This window comes from Tabrizicola sp. (assembly GCF_016792905.1).
GTDB lineage: Bacteria > Pseudomonadota > Alphaproteobacteria > Rhodobacterales > Rhodobacteraceae > Tabrizicola.
Window position 1 is genome coordinate 80,954 of sequence record NZ_JAEULP010000036.1, and the last position, 20,394, is coordinate 101,347.

Consider the following 20,394-nt stretch of genomic DNA (forward strand, 5'->3'; position numbering starts at 1 on the left):
GATCAGCCCTTCACCGAGGAGCCGAGCGCGTTGTCCATGATGTAGCGCTGGACGAAGAAGAACAGGACCAGGGGCGGCAGGCACAGGATCACCGTGATCGCGGCGATGGCAATGTTGTCGACGTCATGCCGCCCCTGGAAGAGGCCAAGTCCCAGCGGCAAGGTGTATTTCGTCTGGTCGTTCAGATAGATCAGGGGCCCCAGGTAATCGTTCCAGGCGTTCATGAAGTGGAACGTCCCGACCAGCACCAGACCCGGCACCATCAGCGGCAGGTGGATGCGCCAGTAGAGCTGCCAGGCATTGGCGCCATCCATCCGGGCGGCCTCGTCGATCTCCATCGGCACGGTCATGATGTATTGCCGGAGAAGGAAGATGAAGAACGCCTCGCCGAACCAGGCCGGGATGATCAAGGGCTTCAACGTGTTGATCCAGCCAAGGAGATTGAACTCCATGTAGAGCGGGATCATCTTGACGTCCCAGGGGATCATCATCGTCGCCAAGAGCAGGACGAAGATCGGGTCGCGGCCGGGGAAGCGGAAGCGGGCGAAGCCGAAGGCCACCAGCGAGGAGGAGAAGACCTGGCCGATGGTCGACAGGACCACGACGGTCGTCGAGTTCCACAGATAGGTGCCGAAGGGCTGCTTGGCCCAGCTTTCGGGGAAGTTCGCCCAACGCCAGTCCTCGGGCCAGAAGACCGGGGGCCAGGTGACAAGCTCCGCCTCGGTCTTCACCGCGGTCAGCAGGGTCCAGAGGAACGGCGCAACGAACAACGCCGACAGGAAGATCAGCGCGCCATAGGTGAGGGTTCTAACCATTGCCGCCCCCCTTCACTTCGCCTTCGTAATGCACCCAGGCGGCGGAGTATTTCAGGACGATCATGCTGAGGGTCAGGATGATCAGGAACATCACCCAGCTCATCGCCGCCGCATAGCCCATGTCGTGGAACTTGAAGGCGTTGTCGTAGATGTACATCGCGAAGAAATACGTGGAGTTGAGCGGCCCGCCCTTGGTGAGGAGAAGCGCGATGGTCAGTTGCTGGAAGGCCGAGATCAGCGAGGTGATGAAGGTGAAGAGGAGCATCGGCGACAGCATCGGGATGGTGATGTAGACCGTCTGCGCCCAGGCGGGCACGCCCGAGATGCGGGCGGCCTCGTACAACTCCTTCGGGATGGATTGCAGCCCCGCCAGCAGGATCAGCATGGTGCCGCCCAGCCCCCAGAGCGAGGCGATGATGATGGCAAGGATCGACCAGTTTGGGTCGCCCAGCCAGTTCGGGCCATCGACGCCCAGCAGCGACAGGCCGTAGTTCAAGAGGCCGTAATCCTTGGAGTAGATCCATTTCCAGATCATCACCAAGGCCACGCCCGAGATGATCGAGGGCAGGTAGAAGGCGGTGCGGAAGAGCGCCGTGCCGCGCACCTTGACGTTCAGAAGGACCGCCAGAAGGAACGACAGCAGGATGTTCAGCGGCACGAAGATCGCGGCAAATTTCACTGTGACGCCAAGGCTTTGCCAGAACTTCGGGTCCTGGGTCAGCATCACGCGGTAGTTGTCGAAGCCGACGAAGCGGCGCTCGCCCACCACCGGCCAGTCATGCAGGCTCATGACCAGCGAGAAGATCATTGGTCCAAGGGTGAAGAACAGGAACCCGAGTATCCACGGAGAGATGAAGAGCCAGGGCACCAGGCAAGGCCTGCGTCGGGAGGAAATCCGTCGGGCGTCTGACATGGCTCTGGCCTTATCTCTCCGTGGAACCCTTGCGGCCTCAGTTCAGGAACCGAGCCGAAGCGGCAACGGCTTCGTCGAGATGGGCCTTGGCATTGCCCTGCTCGACCATCACCGATTCAATCGCCAGCGCCAGGTTGGCCTGGATCTGGCCCCAGTTCGGGTTCTTCAGGAAAGCGTTGGTCTCGCGGTTGGACACGGCCAGCATGTCGAAGAACGGCTTGGTGATCGGGTCGGTCGCGAGGCCCAGCTTTTCGGCCACGGAAGTGCGGATCGGCAGGTCGTTCGTGCGCATCTCGACCGCCTCGGGGGTGGAGAAGAACTTGACGAACTTCCAGGCCAGCTCCGGGTCCTTGGCGTTGGCAGAGATCGACAGGCCAGAGGCGCCGATCACCGAATGCACCGGTTTGTCACCGAAGGCGGGCAGCGGTGCGACGCCATAGTTGATGCCGGACTCGTCGATCCCGGTCTTCGACCACATCGCCGACTGGAACATGGCAATCTTGCCGGTCTTGAACAGCGCCGAACCGGGGGTGTCGTCGCCGATGTTCAGCGCCACGGCCTCTTCGGTCTTGATCATGTCGGCGAACATGTCCAGCACCTCGGCGGCCTCCGGGCTGTTCATGTAGCCCTCCAGCACCTTGCCGTCGTCGGAGATATACTTGGTGCCGTTCGACCAGAAGAACTGCTCGAAATCGAACGGGTCGGGCTTGGCATCGACGGCGAAACCGTAGGTCTTGGTCTCGGCATTGCGGAACTTGGCGGCGTCAGTGCGAAGGTCGGCCCAGGTCCAGCCCGCCTGCGGTTCCGGCACCCCGGCGGCGGCGAACATGTCCTTGTTGTAGAAGACGACCTGCGTGGTGAAGCCGATCGGCATGGCATAGGTCTTGCCTTCGATCTTCGAGATGTTCATCAGCCCGGCGGGGATGTCATCGAGGTTCAGCTCGGCCGCATCGCGGGAAATCAGGTCGTCCAGCGGCAGGAGCGCGTCCTTGTAGGCCGGGAAGTTCCACATATACATCAGGTCCGGCGCATCGCCGGCCCCCATCGCGGCGGTCAGCTTGTCGTCAAACCCGTCGCCGTAGAGCTCGATCTGCACTTTCACGCCGGGGTTGGCTTCCTGAAACTTGTCCACGATGGCCTGGTTGATGGCGATGCTTTCCGGGTCGGTGTTCCAGGTGGCAAAGCGCAGCACCTGATCCTCGGCGAAGCTCGCGCCGGGCAGGGCCAGGATCGTCGCCGCCAGAAGCGTGCGCCTGGTGATCTTCATCGGTCTTCCTCCCTATGGTCGGGCCGGTTCTGTCGGCCCCTCGGTTTCGGTGATCAGCGCTTCGGTTGCCGCGTCCAGCTTGCGGGGCAGTGCCCGACCGTCGGCGTCGAAGACATGCGCATCGGCGGACGGGATGCGCAGCCGAACGGTGTCGCGGGCGCGGGCCGGATGGGTGCCGTCGGTGATGACGACAACCTGCCCGCCCGTCGCAAGGTCGACGTGTAGATGGTTCTCGGTCCCCAGCCGTTCGGCCAGCCGCACGGTGCCGGAGAGCTGGCCATCGGCGGCAATCTCCAGCCGGTCGGGGCGAATGCCCAACGTGACGGGGCCGCTGGGGTCGATCGGGTGGTGCCCGGCGGTCGGAACCGTCAGGGATGCGCCATTCAGTGCCAGCGCGATGCTGTCCGCTCCCTGCCCTGCCACCCGCGCCGGGAGAAGGTTCATCTGCGGGCTGCCGATGAACCCGGCGACGAACAGGTTCGCCGGGCGGTGGAACAGCTCCAGCGGGCGACCCACCTGCGCGACATGGCCCTTGTCCAGCACCACCACCAGATCGGACAGGGTCATCGCCTCGATCTGGTCATGGGTGACATAGATCATCGTCACCCCCAGCCGGTCATGCAGCGCGGAGAGCTCGGCCCGCATGGTGACACGCAGGCTGGCGTCAAGGTTCGACAGCGGCTCGTCCAAGAGGAACAGTTGCGGCTGACGGGTGATCGCCCGGCCGATGGCGACCCGCTGGCGCTGCCCGCCGGACAGCTGGCGCGGCTTGCGGTCCAGAAGCTCGGTGATGCGCAGGATCTCGGCGGCGTTCTTGACCCGGGCGGCGATCTCGGCGGCGGGCATCCCGTTCAGCGACAGGCCGAAGGCCATGTTCTTCCGCACGGTCATATGGGGATAAAGCGCGTAGTTCTGGAACACCATCGCGATGTCCCGCTTGGCCGAGGGCAGATCAGTGATTTCACGCCCGCCAAGGGCGATGCGGCCTTCGGTCAGCTCTTCCAGCCCGGCGATGCAGCGCAGAAGCGTGGACTTGCCGCAGCCCGAGGGGCCAAGAAAGCTGACAAAGGCGCCGTCCGGGATCTCCAGGTCGATCCCCTTCAGCACGTCGACCGCGCCGAATGACTTTCGCAGCCCGGAAACCCGCAATCCAGCCAAACGTCAGACCCTCCCAAGACTCACGCTTGAAGGAAGGCTATACGTTTTTATTCCTGTTGAAAACGTTTTTATTTGATCAACCGGCACCCCCGCCCCGCGCGGCGAAGACATAAAGACAGCGGCAGGGTTCCCGTCCGCCTTTCAGGCAGGCGTGGGGCATGGTTCCGTCGAAATGCACCGTGTCGCCGGGGTGCAGGGTGGCGGGTGCGTAGCCTTCGGTGTGCAGGACCAGCGTGCCCGACAGGACGTGCAACATGTCGTCGGTGTCGTGCCGGTTCCACTCACCGAACGCGGCAAGATCGTCTTGCGTGAACTCCACCAGCATCGACTGGAACGGTCGTCCCCGCAGCTCGGCCCCCAAGGGCCAGAGCCGGGCGTTGGGATTGTCGATGGCCGCGCCCGGCGCGCCCCGCTCCACCACCATCCGACCCACGAGGACCGGCGCCTCGGCCCGCACCAGATCGGACAATTCGCAGCCGAAGCCCTGCGCCAGTTTCAAGAGGATCTCGAAGGTCGGCGACAGGAGCCCGTTCTCGATCTTCGACAGCGTGGACCGCGCGAACCCGGCCCGGTCGGCCAGGGCCTGCTGGTTCAGGCCCCGCGCCTCGCGCCAGCGCTTGATGCGGCTCGCCAGTTCCTGATGCGGTTCCACGCTACGGGGGCGGTCGGTGAGCGGGGCCATGCTGTTCCGTTTGACGACAGGATGTTCCTATAATAACAATTGGCGTCGGAATCACAATGGGGCACGTCATGGCAGGACCGAAATCAGAAAGCTTGTTCGATCGGGGACAAAAGGTGCTGGTCGAGGGGGTCTCTTCCGCTTCGCGCGGCCCGGCGACCTTTGGCGGGGCGCCGCGCTACATGAGCCACGGGGCAGGCGCGCGGCTGTATGACGTGGACGGCAACGATTACATCGACTGGATGATGGCTTTCGGCGCGCTGCCGCTGGGTCATGCCCACCCGAAAGTGGTGGAGACCATCGCCCGCGAGGCCGCGCGCGGCACCCATTTCGCCACCGCGCTGGAGGTCGAGGTCGAAGTGGCCGAGATGCTGGTGGCGCTTCTGCCGCATGTCGACAAGGTGCGCTTCGCCAACACCGGAACCGAGGCCGCAATGGCCGCCTTCCGGCTGGCGCGCGGCCACACCGGGCGGCGCAAGATCATCAAGTTCGAGGGGCACTATCACGGCTGGTGGGATTCGGTCCTGATCAACACCAACCCCTATCCGCCCACCCTGCTGGGCCACCCGAATGACCCGATCCGCATTCCCGATTCGTCAGGCATCCCCGAGGAGGCCTGGAAGGACACCATCGTCGTCCGCTGGAACGACTTTGACGCACTGGAGCGCGCAATGGCGCTGCACGGGGGCACGGCCGCATGCGTCGTCACCGAAGGCGTCATGTCCAACATGGGCGTCATCCCTCCGAAGCCCGGCTATCTGAACCGGATGCAGGATCTGTGCCAGCAGCATGGCGCGCTGTTCTATCTGGACGAGACGGTGACGGGTTTCCGCCTGGCCGCCGGGGGCTGCGCGGAATTGTATGGGCTGACCCCGGACATCGTCACCTATGGCAAGGCGCTTGGCGGCGGGCTGCCGATGGCGATGATCGGCGGGCGGGCCGAGATCATGGCGGGCCTCGAATGGGGCAAGGTCCTGCATTTCGGCACCCACAACGCCGGGCGGCTGGCGCTGCATGTGACCAAGGTGATGCTGGAAACCATGCTGGCCGACGATCAGGCCGGGTTCCGGCGGATCAAGAACCTCGGCAAGGCGATGACGGACGAAATCCGCAAGCTGGCCAAGCACTCCAACCGGCACGGGATGATCGTGCAGGGCGTGAACTCGATGTTCCAGATCTTCTTCACCGACCGGCCCGAGATCACCGACTACCGTGATTTCTGCACCCATGTCGACCGGCTGAAGTTCCGCGACTTCGCCCTGCGGCTGATGGACAAGGGCGTCTACATGAACCCCTCTGCCACGCTGCATTCGCTGTCCTCCATCGCCCATACCGAGGCCGACATCGCCGCTACCGCCGCCACGATGGCCGAGGTGCTGGAGGAGATGCCGTGACCGTGATCGGCATCCTCGGGGTCGGGCATCTGGCCGGGCTGATGGTCAGGGGGCTGCAGGGGGCGGGCTACCGGCTGGTCCTGTCACCCCGGAATGCCGAGACCGCGGCGCGGCTGTCGGCGGAGCATGGCTGCGAAGTGGCTGCCAGCAATCAGGCCGTGGTCGACGCGGCGGAGGGCGTTTTTGTCTGCCTTCCCGCCGCGACGGGGGCGGAGGAGCTTTCGCAACTGACTTTCCGCCCCGGCCAGCCGGTCCTGTCGGCGATGGCGGGGACGGGGCTTGCAAGGCTGCAATCGGTGATCGGCCCGGCCCGCGCGGCGGTCACGATGATGCCGGGCTATGCCAATGCCTATGGCTTCGGGCCGTCGATCCTGTGCCCCGAGGACGGGTTCTGGCGCGACTTCCTGTCGAAGACCGGCCCGGTCCATGCCTTCGCCGACGAGAAGACCTTTACCGCCGCCGCGGCCTTCGGCGCCTTCTCGGGCGCAAGCTTCGGCTGGATGGCCCATGTCATCCATTGGTTCCAGTCGCAGGGCCTGCCGCCCGACACCGCCCGGGCGCTGGTCGCGGCGACGCTGCGCGGCAATGCCGAGGTTCTGTTGCGCGAGGATCGCCCGCTGGACGACATCGCCCGCAGCGTCGTGACCGAAGGCGGCATCAGCGAGATGCTTCTCGCGACGCTCGCCTTCAGCGATGGCCTGCATGCCTGGGACGAGGGGCTGGACCGCGTGTTGAAACGGATCGGAGGCTAGGTCCCGGCACCGGCGGGACCTTCCCCCGCTCAGGCGTGGCGGCTGCGGTGGCCGATGTTGTAGTAGTTGCCGGTCCGCGTCTTCAGATAGGGCTCCAGCGGGATCGCCTCCTGCTTGAGGAAGCCCTGCTGCGGCAGGTGCCCGCCGCGCACCATCTCGATCACGCCCACGACCGAGGCCGAGGTCGTCCAGGCAATAGCGGTGCGCTGCTTGCCGCCGATCTCGATCGGGTAATAGGAGCGGACGAATTCCTTGCGGCGCAGCTGCCCGCCCTGCCAGCCTTCGGCGGCGACATGGACATAGACCACGTCCTCGTCGACCGGGGGCTTGGCGTTGGTCAGGATCCGCCCCGCTTCGGTGCGGTTCTCGCGCATCAGAAGCTCGTGGAAGAAGAAATTCATCAGCTTCACATGGCCCGGATAGCGCATGGTCTTGTAGTCCAGGTTCTCGATCCGGTCGGCATAGGTTTCGCACATGGTGCCAAGGCCGCCCGAGGTGGTGAAGGCCTCAAGCTGCATGCCGTCGATATAGATCGTCTCCAGCCATTCCATCGCCGAGACGGATTTCAGCACGCCTTCCTCGATCACCTCGCAGTCGTTCAGGTATTCGTTGACCACGCCTTCGGGCGACCAGTTGAAGGCATAGCCCAGAAGCCCGGTCGGGTTCTGCGGCAGCGCGCCCACGCGCAGGCGGATCGAGCGGACCTTGTCAAACTGTTCCGCCAGATGCGCGCCGACGATGCCGACGAAACCGGGGGCAAGGCCGCATTGCGGCGCCATCAGGCCCTTGGAGGTCTTCGACAGCTCGCGGATGTGCTTGGTGGTGGGCACGTCTTCGGTCAGGTCGAAATAGTGCAGGCCCAGCGCATGGGCCACGGTCGAGACGCCGATGTTCAGGTGGAACGGCAGGCAGGAGAGGACCGCCTCTTGCCCCTTCAGCAAATCGGCGATGGCCGCCTGGTCCTGCAGATCGACGCTGCGGGTCGGGAACGGGGCCTTCACCTCGCGGGCATCGACGCCGGTCACGTCGAAACCCGACTCCACCAGAAGCTCGGCCGCCAGATGGCCGACTTTGCCAAGGCCGAGCACGGCCACTTTCCTGAACGACATGGGTCTTTCCTTCTTCAGCCGCAGTCCTGCGCGGCGATCTTCTTCGGCGGAAGGCTAACCGCTGCAGGTGCCGGTTCCGCCGGGCCAATCCGCAAAATTGACGGCTTTCCCTGACAGAATGACGATGGCTTCGGCATTGTAACGATGCTGGCCGACAGGCCGGAAAATGAAAAGGCGCGCCGGTCGGAACCGGCGCGCCTTGGTCCTTTCAGCCCCGGTCTCAGACCGGGAATTCGACCCCTTGCGCCAGCGGCAGCTTGGCCGAGAAGTTCACGGTCGAGGTCTGCCGCCGCATGTAGCCCTTCCAGGCGTCCGAGCCGCTTTCGCGCCCGCCGCCGGTTTCCTTCTCGCCGCCAAAGGCCCCGCCGATTTCCGCGCCCGAAGGCCCGATGTTGACGTTGGCGATGCCGCAGTCGGACCCGGAGGCGGAGAGGAACGTTTCCGCCTCGCGCAGGTTCAGGGTGAAGATGCAGGAGGACAGGCCCTGCGGCACCTCGTTCTGCAGGGTGAGCGCTTCGTCGAGGGTGTCATAGGTCAGGACATAGAGGATCGGCGCGAAGCATTCCTCGCAGACTGTCGCCGTTTGTCCCGGCATCTCGACCAGCGCGGGGGTGACATAGGCCCCGCCCTTCACGCCCTCGACCGCCTGCCCGCCATGCACCTTGCCGCCCTCGGCCTTGGCCTTCTCAAGCTGCTTGAGCATCCGGTCGCGCGAGCCGATGTCGATCAGCGGCCCGATCAGCGTTCCGGCCTTGCGGGGGTCGCCCACCGGCAGCTTGGCGTAGACCTTGGCCAGACGCTTGACCAGATCATCGCGGACCGAGCGGTGCACGATCAGCCGCCGGAGCGAGGTGCAGCGCTGACCCGCCGTCCCGACCGCGCCGAAGGCAATGGCGCGAACCGCCATTTCCAGATCGGCGGAAGGTGCCACGATCATCGCATTGTTGCCGCCAAGTTCCAGGATCGGGCGGCCCCAGCGCGCGGCAACCTTCGGGCCGACAATGCTGCCCATCCGGGTCGAGCCGGTGGCCGACAGGACCGGCACGTCTTTCGACGACACCAGCGCATCCCCGACCGCCGGGCCGCCGATGACCAGCTGGCACAGGCCCTCGGGCGCGTCGCCGAAGCGGGCCAGCGCGCGTTCCATGATCTTGTGGGTTGCAATCGCGGTCAGAGGGGTCTTTTCCGACGGCTTCCAGATCACCGGGTTGCCGCAGACCAAAGCCAGCGCCGCGTTCCAGGACCAGACGGCGACCGGGAAGTTGAAGGCGCTGATGATCCCGACCGGCCCCAGCGGATGCCAGGTTTCCGCCATCCGGTGCCCGGGGCGCTCGCTGGCAATGGTCAGACCGTAAAGCTGGCGCGACAGGCCGACCGCGAAGTCGCAGATGTCGATCATCTCCTGCACTTCGCCCAAGCCTTCCGAAGTGATCTTGCCGACCTCCAGCGTCACCAGCGCGCCGAGCGCCGCCTTGGCTGCCCGCAGTTCTTCACCCAGAAGCCGCACCAGTTCACCCCGACGCGGCGCGGGGACGTCACGCCACTGGCGGAAGGCGGCCTGTGAGCGGGCGATGATCGCGGGCATGTCCCCGGCCTGAGTTTCATGCACCTTCGCGATTTCGGCGCCGTCGATGGGCGAATGGACGGCAAGGGTGCCTCCGGCCAGGTCGGTCTTGGTCAGCCCGGCGGCGGCAAGGATTTCGGCGTGGGTCATTTGGGGTCTCCGGTAACGAGGGGGCGCTGGTCGGGCAGCGCCATCGAGATAAGGAAGGGATCTTCGGCCTGCAACCGCTGGAAATCGGCCTTTGAGGCCATCCCGCGCCAGTTGGCACGGATCAGGCTTTGCGCCACCGCCCCGCCCAAAGTCGTGCCGGGGCCGGGGACGATGAAATAGTCAGGGGCGAACTCGCGGGCGGCCGTGCGGATGGCTGCGGTGAAGTCATAGGGCTCCACCACCTGATGACCAAGCGTGTAGTCGCGCAAGGCGCCGGTCGTGGCGGCCCCCGGCCACCAGATCTGGCCACGCCCGTCGATCAGGGGCTTCGCGGGTTGGGTGAACAGGCTTTCCGGCAGGGCCGCACGTCCCTTCGCCGCGACCGGGGCCTGCAAGGCGGTATGGAACGCCGCGTGGTTGCCCAGCCGCAGCGGAAAGCGGCCCTGCACCGGCGGCACGGCGGCTTCAAAGGCCTTCAGGCCCGCCTCGTTCCCGGCGATCACCAGCATCCCGCCAAGGTCGATGGACAGCGCCAGATCATGCCCGGGCCGGTCGCCGATCTGATCGACCAGCGTCAGCAACTCCTCGCGCCGGGCGGGCGCATCGGCCCAGTCCTCGGACATGAACGGATAGACCAGCTGCCCGCCGATCAGCGCCTCCTGCATCAGCGTGCCCATCGTGTTGACCACGGTGAACCCGTCCATCGGCGACACCGCCCCGGCGCAGGCGAGCGCGGAATACCAGCCCATCGAATTGCCGGTGACGGCGACCACCTCCACCCCGCCCAGCGACAGCGCGTCGCCCAGGGTGCAGGCGTAGATCAGCGCCGAGGCATTGTCGCCGCGCGAATGCCGCGACACCGAATAGCTCGGCGCCCCGTCCAGCGCGCTCAGCGTCTCCTGCCCCAGACGGGTGCGTTCTGCGTCGAAGCGGGCCAAGAGCGCGGGGGCCGGGAACTTCGCCAAGGACCCCAGCTCGGTCTTGGTATAGGTCCCGCGACCCGGGCAGATCAGGACGGCGGTCTTCATGCCACCAGCCCCTTCGCCGCCGCCACGATCTGCGCCGCAGACGGCATGGTTGCCGCATAGGCCGGGCCGGTTGCGATGAAGCTGTCCTCCGCCGTCAGGCGGGCCAAGGGCACCCCCGGAGCGGCCTCATGGAAATGTGCCATCAGCGCCTCGGCCACGCCGCCGGAGTGCCGGGTCTCGTCGACGATCAGGATATGCTTGCAACCAGCGACCGCCGCCGTCAGCGCCTCTTTCGGCAGGGGCGAGAGCCAGCGCGTATCGACGATCCGGGCCTTGATCCCCGCCGCCTCGATCTGCGGCAGTGCCTGATGGGACAGGTAGACGCCATTGCCGAAGGTCACGATGGCCAAGTCCGCCCCGTCTCCGCTGATCCCCACTTCACCCAGCGCGATGCTTTCGGACGGGTCGGGGTAGCGGGTCATCCACAGCCCGTCCTTCTCCCCATGCAGGTCGCGCATCGGGTACAGCGCGATGGGTTCCAGGAACACCACCAGCCGCTGCTCCTCGCGCGCTAGCCGCACGCATTCCCGCAGCATCCGCGCGGCATCGGCCCCATTCGACGGCACCGCAAGGATCACGCCGGGAATGTCGCGCAGCACGGCAACCGAGTTGTCATTGTGGAAATGCCCGCCGAAGCCCTTCTGGTAGCCAAGCCCGGCGATCCGCAGCACCATCGGGTTGGTGAAGGCGCCCTTCGAGAAGAACGGCAGCGTCGCTGCCTCGCCCCGCAGCTGGTCCTCAGCGTTGTGCAGATAGGCGAGAAACTGGATCTCCGGCATCGGCACGAAGCCGTTCTGCGCCATGCCGATGGCAAGGCCAAGGATCGACTGTTCGTCGAGCAGAGTGTCGATCATCCGGTCCGGTCCGAACCGCGCGGTCAGCTTCTGGGTGACACCGTAGACTCCGCCCTTGCGACCGACATCCTCGCCCATCATCACGATCTCGCGGTGGGCCAGCATCAGGTCGGTCAGCGCCCAGTTGATGATCCGCGACATGATCTGCGGTTCGTCCATCGCCTTGAGGTCGGCACCGAAGGCCTTCTCCCGCGCCTCGGGCGTCGGTCCGTTCGTCGGCTTGCAGACCCGCGCGGGCGGGATCAGTGAGGCCATCACTTCGGAGGCCGACTTCAGCCGGGGCCGCTTGACCGCATCGCCAGCCACCCGTTCCACCCGGGCGCAGGTCTCACGGTAGACCGCCAGCGCCTGCGCGGCCTCCATCACCCCAGCCTGATCCATGAGCCGCACCGAATGCAGAAGCGGGTCCTGCGCCTCCTCGGCCTCCACCTCCTCGCGCGGCAGGTAGGTCGTCGGCACATCCGCCCCGGCATGACCGTAAAGCCGGATCGTGCGCAGGTGCAGGAAGGCGGGTTTCTTTCGGGTGCGCACGAACTCCGCCGCTTCCGCCGCCACGCGGTAGGTGTCGTAAAGGTCGAGGCCGTCGGCCTTGAAATAGGTCAGGCCGGGACGCGCAGAGAAGGTGGCCTCGATCCAGCCCTTCGGGGTCTTGGTGGAAATGCCGATCCCGTTGTCCTCGCAGACAAACAGCAGCGGCAGCGGGACCGACTGGTAGCTGGTCCATTGCGCCGTGTTGAACGCCCCCTGCGCGGTGGAGTGGTTGGCGCTGGCATCGCCGAAGCTGCACATCACCAGCGCATCCTCCGGCAGGATCGCATGTTCCGGCCGGTGCCGCCGGGCCGCACCAACGGAATAGGCCGCGCCCACCGCCTTGGGTAGATGCGAGGCAATGGTCGAGGTCTGCGGCGGGATCATCAGGCGGCGCGAACCAAGCACCTTGTGCCGCCCGCCCGAAATCGGGTCGTCGGTCGAGGAGGCAAAGGACAGGAGCATGTCCCAGGCCGGGGTTTCGCCCGGAACCTGCCCGGCGCGGGCGATCTGGAAGGCCGCATCGCGGTAATGCAGGAAGGCCATGTCGGTCGGCCGCAGCGCCAGGGCCACCGCCGCCAGTGCTTCATGCCCGGAGGAGCCGATGGTGTAGAACCCCTGCCCCGCCCGCTGCATTGCGCGGGATTGGCGGTCGAGCGCCCGGGTCAGGCAAGCGGCGCGGAAGGCCTGCACCGCAAGCTCGGGCGTCAGCGGCCCTTGCGGCGGCTTGCCCGCAGGGAAATCCCGCGCGGCCACCCGGCGCAGGAAGTTGTCATGCACGATCTCGCAGCGGTCCACGCCTCACCCTCCCACAAAAGCGGGCTGGCCGCCACCGGGGGCAGCGCGACACGGGACATCTGGAAGCTTCATCTCTAGACCGATCGGTGTTTTGACCCGTGTATCTGAAGGAAAACTCCAGTAGAACCGACAAAATGTCGCCAATATGTGAGCTTTCCGCACATGATCGCCCCCCGCCGCTTCCTGCCCTCGGTCAGCTCCCTTCTTGCGCTGGAAGCGGTGGAACGCCTCGGCTCGGCCACCCTGGCGGCGGGAGAGCTGTCGCTGACCCATTCCGCCATCTCGCGCCAGCTGCGGCATCTGGAGGACCAGATCGGCGTTACCCTCTTCGAACGCACCGGCCGCGCGCTGGTCCTGACCCCCGCGGGCCGCGACTATGCCGCCACCGCGCGGGGCTACCTGCAGGACCTCGCCCGCTCCAGCCTGAAACTGCGCGCCGCCGGTGCGCGGATGTCGCTGAACCTCGCCGTCCTGCCTGCCTTTGGCAGCCACTGGCTCCTGCCCCGGCTCAAGGCCTTCACCGACGCCCATCCCGAGGTGACGGTGAACCTCTCCACCCGCCTTGCCTCCTTCGACTTCGCCCGCGAACCCTTCGACGCCGCCGTGCATTTCGGCACCGGCGACTGGCAGGGGGTCGACTACCTGGAACTGATGCGCGAACGGGTGATCCCCGCCGGGGCGCCCTCCCTTCTGCCCGAAGGCCCGCTCCCGCCCGAGCGCCTGCTTACCTTCCCCCTCCTCCACCTCGAAAGCCGCCCCGGCGCCTGGGAAGACTGGTTCGCCCGCCGCAAGGTCCCGGTCGACAGGCTGCGGGGGATGCTGTTCGACACCTTCGCCCACATGTCCGAGGCGGCGGCCCTGGGTTTCGGCCTGGCGCTCTTGCCGTCCTTCCTGTTCGAGGCAGAGGCGGAGCGGGGTCGACTGGTCGCGGCAGTGGAGGGGTTCGAGACGCTGGAAGCCAGCTATTCGCTGGTCTGGCCGAAGGGGCGGGTGGTCAGCAGGCCGCTGGGGATGCTGGTGGAGTGGTTGGGGCGCAACGATTCAGAAATCGACCCGCGCTCCAATTTCACCAATGCCCTTTAGAAAAGTTGACTGGATGCCAGTAGAAAGAAGAAGATAGTTCATAAATTCTTTCTCATTGTCCTTTAGTGCATTCCTGTCACCAAATACAAATGCTCCCTTTTCTCGATCTAATCTGAAAGACGAGACGCTGGAGAGGGAGTTTGGGTGCCCAAAGTTTGACAACCAACCATACGAATCAAGAATAAGCCCAGAACACTGACCGTCCGTTATCGACTTGAGGTATCGATCCGCCTTCTCGATCATTGTCATCACGTTGATAGGCTTTAGAACATCCGGGAAATCCGATCCAGAGTGGCCCAACATTGCTGCTGCAATCTTGTCATGAAGATCCTCAAACGTAAGCCTTGCCTTCTCATAAGCGATGAGTTGATCACAGAGAAAACCAAGTAGCGCGGTCGTTTCAAAGTGACCCCGAGCCAGCAGAGCTAGAGAGTGAGTGTTGTTAAGCCCTAGAAGTCTTGTGAAGCCAATGATTAGATTTATGGAGCGAGTCAAGCTTGCTTGAAAAATTGAATCGAGCGTGAAACGCGCACGCCGTCTTTCTGTAATTTCAGAGATCTCTCCAAATTCAACAGACTCCCTTCTCATTTTGACGAGATCAAGGAAGTAGTCTAATATCTGCGTGCAGTCTTCACCAAGACCCTTCGCACGGAGGGTATGCAGCCTTCTTGGGCTAAAGAGTTGGTTCGTGGTCTTCTTGGTCAATGCTTTAGACTTTAATCCATCCTTACCCCCACTTCACCATCACATGCCGGACCACCGTGTAGTCCTCCAGCGCATAGGCCGACATATCCTTGCCGTAGCCGGATTGCTTCAACCCGCCGTGCGGCATTTCGTTGGTCAGCATGAAATGGGTGTTGATCCAGGTGCAGCCGTAGCGCAGCCGCGCTGCCGTGGCCATCGCCCGGCCCACGTCGCGGGTCCAGACTGAACTCGCCAGCCCGTAGTCGCTGTCGTTGGCCCAGGTGACCGCGTCGTCCACATCCGAGAATGGCGTGACCGACACCACCGGCCCGAAGACCTCCCGCCTCACAATCTCGTCGTCCTGCTTCGCCCCGGCCACCACGGTCGGGCGGTAGTAGAAGCCCTGCTCCATCGCCTCGCCGCCTGTCGTCACCTGCACATGGTTCAGCTCGCGCGCGCGGTTGACGAAGCTCGCCACCCGGTCGCGCTGGCGCTGGCTGATCAACGGGCCGATTTCGTTCGTCGTGTCGTCCTCGGCCCCCAGCACGATGGACGCGGCGGCAGAGGTCAGGTCGGCCACCAGATTGTCGTAGACCTTCTTCCCGGCATAGACCCGGCAGGCGGCGGTGCAGTCCTGCCCAGCATTGTAGAAGCTGAACGCCCGCAGCCCCTCGACCACCTCCGAAATATCGGCATCGTCAAACACGATCACCGGGGCCTTGCCGCCCAGTTCCAGATGCGTGCGCTTCACCGTCTTGGCGGCGGCGTCCAGCATCTTCTTGCCGGTCGCCACGTCGCCGGTCAGGCTGATCATGTCGACGCCCGGATGGTTGATCAGGTAGTTGCCGACCGTCTGCCCCCGGCCCGCGATCACGTTGACCACGCCTTCCGGCAGCACATCCGCCAGCACATGCGCCAGCTTCAGCGCGGTCAGGGGCGTCTGCTCGGAGGGCTTGAAGACCACGGTATTGCCGCCGCCAATGGCGGGGCCAAGTTTCCAGGCCATCATCATCAGCGGGTAGTTCCAGGGGGCGATCGAGGCCACCACCCCCACCGGATCGCGGCGGATCATCGAGGTGTGGCCCGAGAGATACTCCCCCGCCACCGTGCCGGTCATGCAGCGCACTGCCCCGGCGAAGTAGCGGAAACAGTCGACGATGGCCGGGATTTCGTCATTCCGGGCCGCGTTGATCGGCTTGCCGCAGTTCAGCGCCTCCAGCGCCGCGAAGGCATCGGCCTCGGCCTCGATCCGGTCGGCGATGGTCAGAAGCGCTGCCGACCGTTCGGCGGGCGTCGTCCGCGACCAGCCGTCAAAGGCCTTGCGCGCCGCGGCCACGGCCCGGTCGACCTGCGCGGTCGAGGCTTCGGGCACCTCCAGGATCAAGGCACCTGTGCGCGGGTTCAGGACGGATTCCTTGGCCTCCTGCCCTGCCTCGAAGGCAGAGCCGATCAGAAGCGCGGTGTCGATTTTCACATGCTGATTCATGGGTTTGGTCCCTATTTGCCCATTCCGGCGGTTTCGGAGCCGCCGCGAGTCAGGTAGTAGGCTGCAAGGATGGGGAAGAAGGTGGCCGCGAAGACCACGATGGCGACGACGTTCGTCACCGGCCGCTGGCGGGGGCGGATCAACTCGTCCAGCATCCAGATCGGCAGGGTCTTGGCCTCGGCGCCCGATCCGGCGGTGAAGATGGTGACGATCACCTCGTCGAACGACAGCGCGAAGGCCAGCATCCCTCCGGCCAGAAGGGCCGAGCCCATGTTGGGGAGGAGGACGTGGCGGAAGGTCTGGAACGCATTGGCGCCAAGGTCGGCACTCGCCTCCATGATGCCCCCGGACAATCGGCGCAGGCGGGCGACGGCGTTGTTGTAGACGATGACGATGCAGAAGGTCGCGTGGCCCAGGACGATGGTCCAGACGCTGAAGGGCACGTCCATGATCCCGAAGGCCGAGCGCAGCGCCATGCCGGTGATCACCCCGGGCAATGCGATGGGAAGCAGGATCAGGAGGCTGATCTGGTCGCGCCCGAAGAAGGCCGTCCGGGTCATCGCGGCGGCGACCAGCGTGCCGAGGATGAGGGCAATGGAGGTGGCGATGGTGGCCACCCGCAGGGACAGCCACAGCGGCGGCCAGATGTCGGGGCGGTCATACCATGCGGTCGCGAACCACCGCGTCGTCAGGCCGGGCGGCGGGAACTGGAAGCTGCGCTCTTCGGTGGTGAAGGCGTAAAGGAAGATCAGGAGGATCGGCAGGTGGAGGAAGAGGAGGCCGCCGATGGCAGCCGCCCGCAGGGAAAGCGGAGAGCGATCAGAGAGCATCGAACGCCCCCATCCGCCGCGCAATCGCAAGATAGACCAGCATCACCGCGATCGGCACCACGGCGAAGGCCGCCGCCAAGGGGATGTTCCCCGCCGTGCCCTGCAGCTGGTAGACCGCCATGCCGATGAAATTGGCGGAATTGCCGATGATCTGCGGAATGATGTAGTCGCCCAGCGTCAGCGAGAAGGTGAAGATCGACCCGGCGATCACCCCCGGCAGCGCCAGGGGCAGGATCACGGTGCGGAAGGTCTGGCCCCGCGTCGCCCCAAGATCCGCCGAAGCCTCCAGCATGGAATTCGGCACCCGCTCCAAGGCGGCCTGCATCGGCAGGATCATATAGGGCAGCCAGATGTAGACGAAGACCGCGAAGGTCCCCAGCGGCGAGGTCGATAGCGAAGACCCCTCCAGCCCGGGGATCGACAGCAGCCCGTCGATGATCCACGAGCTATGGGTGCGTTCCGCCGCCCAGCCGATGATGCCCTCCTTGGCCAGGATCAGCTTCCAGGCATAGACCTTGACCAGGTAGCTCGACCACAGGGGCAGCATGACGCCCAGGTAGAAGGCGGCCTTCCAGTGCCCCTTGGCATAGCGGGCCGCATAATAGGCGATGGGGAAGGCCAGCGCGGCGCAAGCCAGCGTCACGACCGCCGCCATGATCACCGTGCGGACCAGGATGTCGAAGTTCGACGGGCGCAGCAGCTCGGCATAGGTCTTGAGGGTGAATTCCTGCTTCACCACGCCGGAGAATTCGTCGATCGAGTAGAAGCTTTGCCAGAGCAGAGCGACCAGCGAGCCGAGGTAGACCACCCCCAGCCACAGAAGCGGCGGGGTAAGAAGGATCGCCAGCAGCACCCTCGGATGCCGCCAGAAGGTAGCGGTCATTCGGTCGGCGAACCCGCGCGCGGGCAGGATCGCGGGGGCGCTCATGCCGCGCCCATCAGGTGCAGCGCGCCCTGGTCGAAGGCGATGGCAGTCGTCGTCCCCTCGGCAGGCACCGGCTGGCCTGCGGGGACAAGGGCGGCAATCTCGGTGCCCTGCGCCTCGATCACCACTCTTGTCCCGGATCCCAGATAGCGCAGCGCCGTGACCCTGCCGGAGACCGGGCCACTGGCCGCAAGCCGCGTCGCCTCGGGCCGCAGGCTCGCCCATTCCGCCGGACCGCCCAGCGCGCGGGTCAGGTCGGGGGGCAGCACGTTCGACGACCCGACGAAATCCGCGACGAAGCGGGTCGCCGGACGGTCGTAGATGTCCTGCGGGCTGCCGATCTGGGCGATCCGGCCTTCGTTGAACACCGCCAGGCTGTCGGCCATCGACAGCGCCTCGTGCTGGTCGTGGGTGACGAAGACGAAGGTCAGGCCCAGCCGTTTCTGCAAGGCCTTCAGCTCGTCCTGCATCGCCTCGCGCAGCTTCAGGTCCAGCGCCCCCAGCGGTTCGTCCAAGAGCAGCACCCGGGGCTCATTCACCAAGGCCCGGGCCAGCGCCACCCGCTGCCGCTGACCGCCCGACAATTGCGCGGGCTTGCGGTCGCCGTAGGCACCAAGCTTCACCAAGGCCAGCATTTCGTCAGCCTTGGCGCGGCGCTGGCTGCGGCCCATGCCCTTGACCATCAGCCCATAGGCCACGTTGTCGCGCACGTTCATATGCGGGAACAGCGCATAGTCCTGGAACACCGTATTCACGTTGCGCAGATGCGGGGGCGTGTTCGACACGTCCTCGCCGAAGATGCGGATCGCGCCGCCGGTGGGTTTCTCGAACCCCGAGATCAGCCGCAGGCAGGTGGTCTTGCCCGACCCCGACGGCCCGAGCATGGCGAAGAACGATCCCTCGGCGATGGTCAGGTCGACGCCATCGACGGCCTTCACATTGCCGAAATGACGGGAAACATTGGAAAATTCGACAGCTGCGGTCATGGGACATCCGTAGGGTGGGTGAAACCCACCGTTTCGCGGCGGTGGGTTTCACCCACCCTACAATCGCCCCCGCCCGGTCAGGGACGGGGGCAGGAACCGGACTACCGCCCGCCGATCACGCCGATATAGTCGCTGACCCAGCGGTAATAGGGCACGCAGGCCCCTTCGCCCTGCGAGCAGTTCGACACCGGGGTGGTCCAGAACCGGATCTTGTCGAAATCATCCATCCCGTTCGCGGTGCAGCTTTCCTTGGTCGACATGCCCGACCCGTCGGTGCAGGCCGCCGGAACCGACGGGTTGGCCCCGAACCAGACCGCCAGGTCGGATTGCAGGTTCGACGACAGCGTGTGCTCCATCCACAGATAGGCGCAGGTCGGGTTCTTGGCATCGACATGCATCATCGTGGTGTCGGCCCAGCCCGTCGCGCCTTCCTCCGGGATCGTCGAGGCGATCGGCAGGCCTTCCGACTTCAAGAGGTTCACCTGGAACGGCCAGGAACCGGACGCGACGACGCCCTCGTTCTTGAAGTCGTCCATCTGGATGAAGGCGTCGTGCCAGTAGCGGCTGACCAGCTCGCGCTGGCCGCGCAGCAGGTCCAGCGCGGCCTTGTACTGCTCCTCGTTCAGCTCGTAGGGCGAGGTGATCTTGAGTTCCGGCTTGTGCGCCATCAGGTATTGCGCCGCGTCGGCGATGTGGATCGGCCCGTCATAGGCCTGCACCCGGCCCTTGTTCGACTTGCCGTCGGGCAGGTTCTGTTCCTCGAACACCACCGACCAGGATTTCGGCGCTTCCTTGAAGACATCCGTGTTGTACATCAGCACGTTCGGTCCCCACATGTAGGGCACGCCGTAATGCACCCCGTCGACCGTGTGCCAGGCGGCATTCTGCAACCGCTCGTCCACGTTCTTCCAGGACGGGATCAGGTCGGTGTTGATCGGCTGCACCCGGTCGCCCGCGACCAGCCGCAACGAGGCATCGCCCGAGGCGGTGACAAGGTCGAACCCGCCCTCGTTCATCAGAGCGACCATCTCGTCCGAGGTGTTCGCCGTCTTCACATTGACCTTGCAGCCCGAAGAGGCTTCGAACTTCGTCACCCAGTCGAAAGCCTTGTCGGTCTCGCCCCGCTCGACATAGCCGGGCCAGGCGACGATGGTCAGCTGGCCTTCCGGTTCGCCAAGGGCCGTAACCTGGGCCATCGCGGGGGTCAGGCCGGTCAGAAGCGCAAGCGTCGTGGTTCCCAGAAGTTTGAGACGGTTCATGGCAGACTCCCGTTGGTTTTGTCTCTGGCGGTATCGCGGACGGTCCGTTCCCCGGACTTGGGCAAAAGCGTAGGAGGTCGCCGAACTTTCGCAATAACAAAATTCTGAAGCTAGCTATCGGTTTTTCCGATG

Annotated in this window: 18 protein-coding genes; 3 read left to right on the top strand and 15 right to left on the bottom strand. The window is 65.2% G+C overall.

Annotated features, from left to right (window positions below; all coding sequences use genetic code 11):
* Window positions 1-2: 2 nt before the first annotated feature.
* From JNL31_RS08005 to JNL31_RS08025, 5 genes are all read right to left on the bottom strand, one after another.
* On the bottom strand, window positions 3-815 hold the full coding sequence (locus JNL31_RS08005; protein ID WP_294972012.1) for a carbohydrate ABC transporter permease: 813 nt from the start codon (window positions 813-815) through the stop codon (window positions 3-5).
* Window positions 808-1,728: a carbohydrate ABC transporter permease gene (locus tag JNL31_RS08010; RefSeq protein WP_294972015.1), complete on the bottom strand. Its 921-nt coding sequence runs from the start codon at window positions 1,726-1,728 to the stop codon at window positions 808-810. Before JNL31_RS08010 ends, JNL31_RS08005 begins: the two co-directional genes overlap by 8 nt.
* A gap of 37 nt (window positions 1,729-1,765) precedes the next feature.
* Complete coding sequence (locus tag JNL31_RS08015; RefSeq protein ID WP_294972016.1) at window positions 1,766-2,995, bottom strand: sugar ABC transporter substrate-binding protein; 1,230 nt, start codon at window positions 2,993-2,995, stop codon at window positions 1,766-1,768.
* 12 nt (window positions 2,996-3,007) lie between these two features.
* On the bottom strand, window positions 3,008-4,153 hold the full coding sequence (locus JNL31_RS08020) for an ABC transporter ATP-binding protein (protein ID WP_294972019.1): 1,146 nt from the start codon (window positions 4,151-4,153) through the stop codon (window positions 3,008-3,010).
* 76 nt (window positions 4,154-4,229) lie between these two features.
* The gene (locus JNL31_RS08025; RefSeq protein WP_294972021.1) at window positions 4,230-4,835 is read right to left on the bottom strand and encodes an XRE family transcriptional regulator; all 606 of its coding nucleotides are present in this window, start codon (window positions 4,833-4,835) and stop codon (window positions 4,230-4,232) included.
* Between the two features lie 68 nt (window positions 4,836-4,903).
* Here JNL31_RS08025 and JNL31_RS08030 point away from each other — a divergent pair, with 68 nt between their 5' ends.
* Window positions 4,904-6,226 (top strand): aspartate aminotransferase family protein, encoded by a 1,323-nt coding sequence (locus JNL31_RS08030; protein ID WP_294972024.1) that lies wholly within the window; start codon window positions 4,904-4,906, stop codon window positions 6,224-6,226.
* Window positions 6,223-6,978 carry an NAD(P)-binding domain-containing protein gene (locus tag JNL31_RS08035; RefSeq protein WP_294972026.1) on the top strand — a complete coding sequence of 252 codons (756 nt, stop codon included), beginning with the start codon at window positions 6,223-6,225 and terminating at the stop codon, window positions 6,976-6,978. Before JNL31_RS08030 ends, JNL31_RS08035 begins: the two co-directional genes overlap by 4 nt.
* Window positions 6,979-7,007: 29 nt before the next feature.
* On the opposite strand, the gene JNL31_RS08040 is transcribed toward JNL31_RS08035, so the two are convergent.
* From JNL31_RS08040 to JNL31_RS08055, 4 genes are all read right to left on the bottom strand, one after another.
* Complete coding sequence (locus tag JNL31_RS08040) at window positions 7,008-8,087, bottom strand: saccharopine dehydrogenase C-terminal domain-containing protein (protein ID WP_294972029.1); 1,080 nt, start codon at window positions 8,085-8,087, stop codon at window positions 7,008-7,010.
* Window positions 8,088-8,307: 220 nt separating this feature from the next.
* Window positions 8,308-9,801, bottom strand: coding sequence for an aldehyde dehydrogenase family protein (locus tag JNL31_RS08045; protein WP_294972031.1), 1,494 nt, complete (start codon window positions 9,799-9,801; stop codon window positions 8,308-8,310).
* A complete protein-coding gene (locus JNL31_RS08050) occupies window positions 9,798-10,829 on the bottom strand; it encodes an ACP S-malonyltransferase (protein ID WP_294972034.1) in 1,032 nt (343 codons plus the stop codon). The genes JNL31_RS08045 and JNL31_RS08050 overlap by 4 nt, the downstream gene beginning before the upstream one ends.
* Complete coding sequence (locus JNL31_RS08055; protein ID WP_294972037.1) at window positions 10,826-13,009, bottom strand: thiamine pyrophosphate-dependent enzyme; 2,184 nt, start codon at window positions 13,007-13,009, stop codon at window positions 10,826-10,828. Before JNL31_RS08055 ends, JNL31_RS08050 begins: the two co-directional genes overlap by 4 nt.
* 162 nt (window positions 13,010-13,171) lie before the next feature.
* Here JNL31_RS08055 and JNL31_RS08060 point away from each other — a divergent pair, with 162 nt between their 5' ends.
* On the top strand, window positions 13,172-14,092 hold the full coding sequence (locus tag JNL31_RS08060) for a LysR family transcriptional regulator (protein ID WP_294972039.1): 921 nt from the start codon (window positions 13,172-13,174) through the stop codon (window positions 14,090-14,092).
* Here JNL31_RS08060 and JNL31_RS08065 read toward each other — a convergent pair.
* The 6 genes from JNL31_RS08065 to JNL31_RS08090 all read right to left on the bottom strand — a co-directional run bounded on the left by JNL31_RS08065 (window position 14,051) and on the right by JNL31_RS08090 (window position 20,262).
* Window positions 14,051-14,797, bottom strand: a complete 747-nt coding sequence (locus JNL31_RS08065; protein WP_294972042.1) for a hypothetical protein — start codon at window positions 14,795-14,797, stop codon at window positions 14,051-14,053. The genes JNL31_RS08060 and JNL31_RS08065 overlap by 42 nt on opposite strands.
* A 22-nt stretch (window positions 14,798-14,819) precedes the next feature.
* The gene (locus JNL31_RS08070) at window positions 14,820-16,262 is read right to left on the bottom strand and encodes a gamma-aminobutyraldehyde dehydrogenase (protein ID WP_294972045.1); all 1,443 of its coding nucleotides are present in this window, start codon (window positions 16,260-16,262) and stop codon (window positions 14,820-14,822) included.
* Window positions 16,263-16,273: 11 nt separating this feature from the next.
* Window positions 16,274-17,092 (bottom strand): ABC transporter permease, encoded by an 819-nt coding sequence (locus JNL31_RS08075; RefSeq protein WP_294972048.1) that lies wholly within the window; start codon window positions 17,090-17,092, stop codon window positions 16,274-16,276.
* A complete protein-coding gene (locus tag JNL31_RS08080; RefSeq protein WP_294972051.1) occupies window positions 17,082-17,975 on the bottom strand; it encodes an ABC transporter permease in 894 nt (297 codons plus the stop codon). Before JNL31_RS08080 ends, JNL31_RS08075 begins: the two co-directional genes overlap by 11 nt.
* Before the next feature lie 41 nt (window positions 17,976-18,016).
* Window positions 18,017-19,003 (bottom strand): ABC transporter ATP-binding protein, encoded by a 987-nt coding sequence (locus JNL31_RS08085; RefSeq protein WP_294972052.1) that lies wholly within the window; start codon window positions 19,001-19,003, stop codon window positions 18,017-18,019.
* Window positions 19,004-19,104: 101 nt separating this feature from the next.
* Window positions 19,105-20,262: an ABC transporter substrate-binding protein gene (locus JNL31_RS08090; protein ID WP_294972054.1), complete on the bottom strand. Its 1,158-nt coding sequence runs from the start codon at window positions 20,260-20,262 to the stop codon at window positions 19,105-19,107.
* Window positions 20,263-20,394 lie beyond the last annotated feature (132 nt).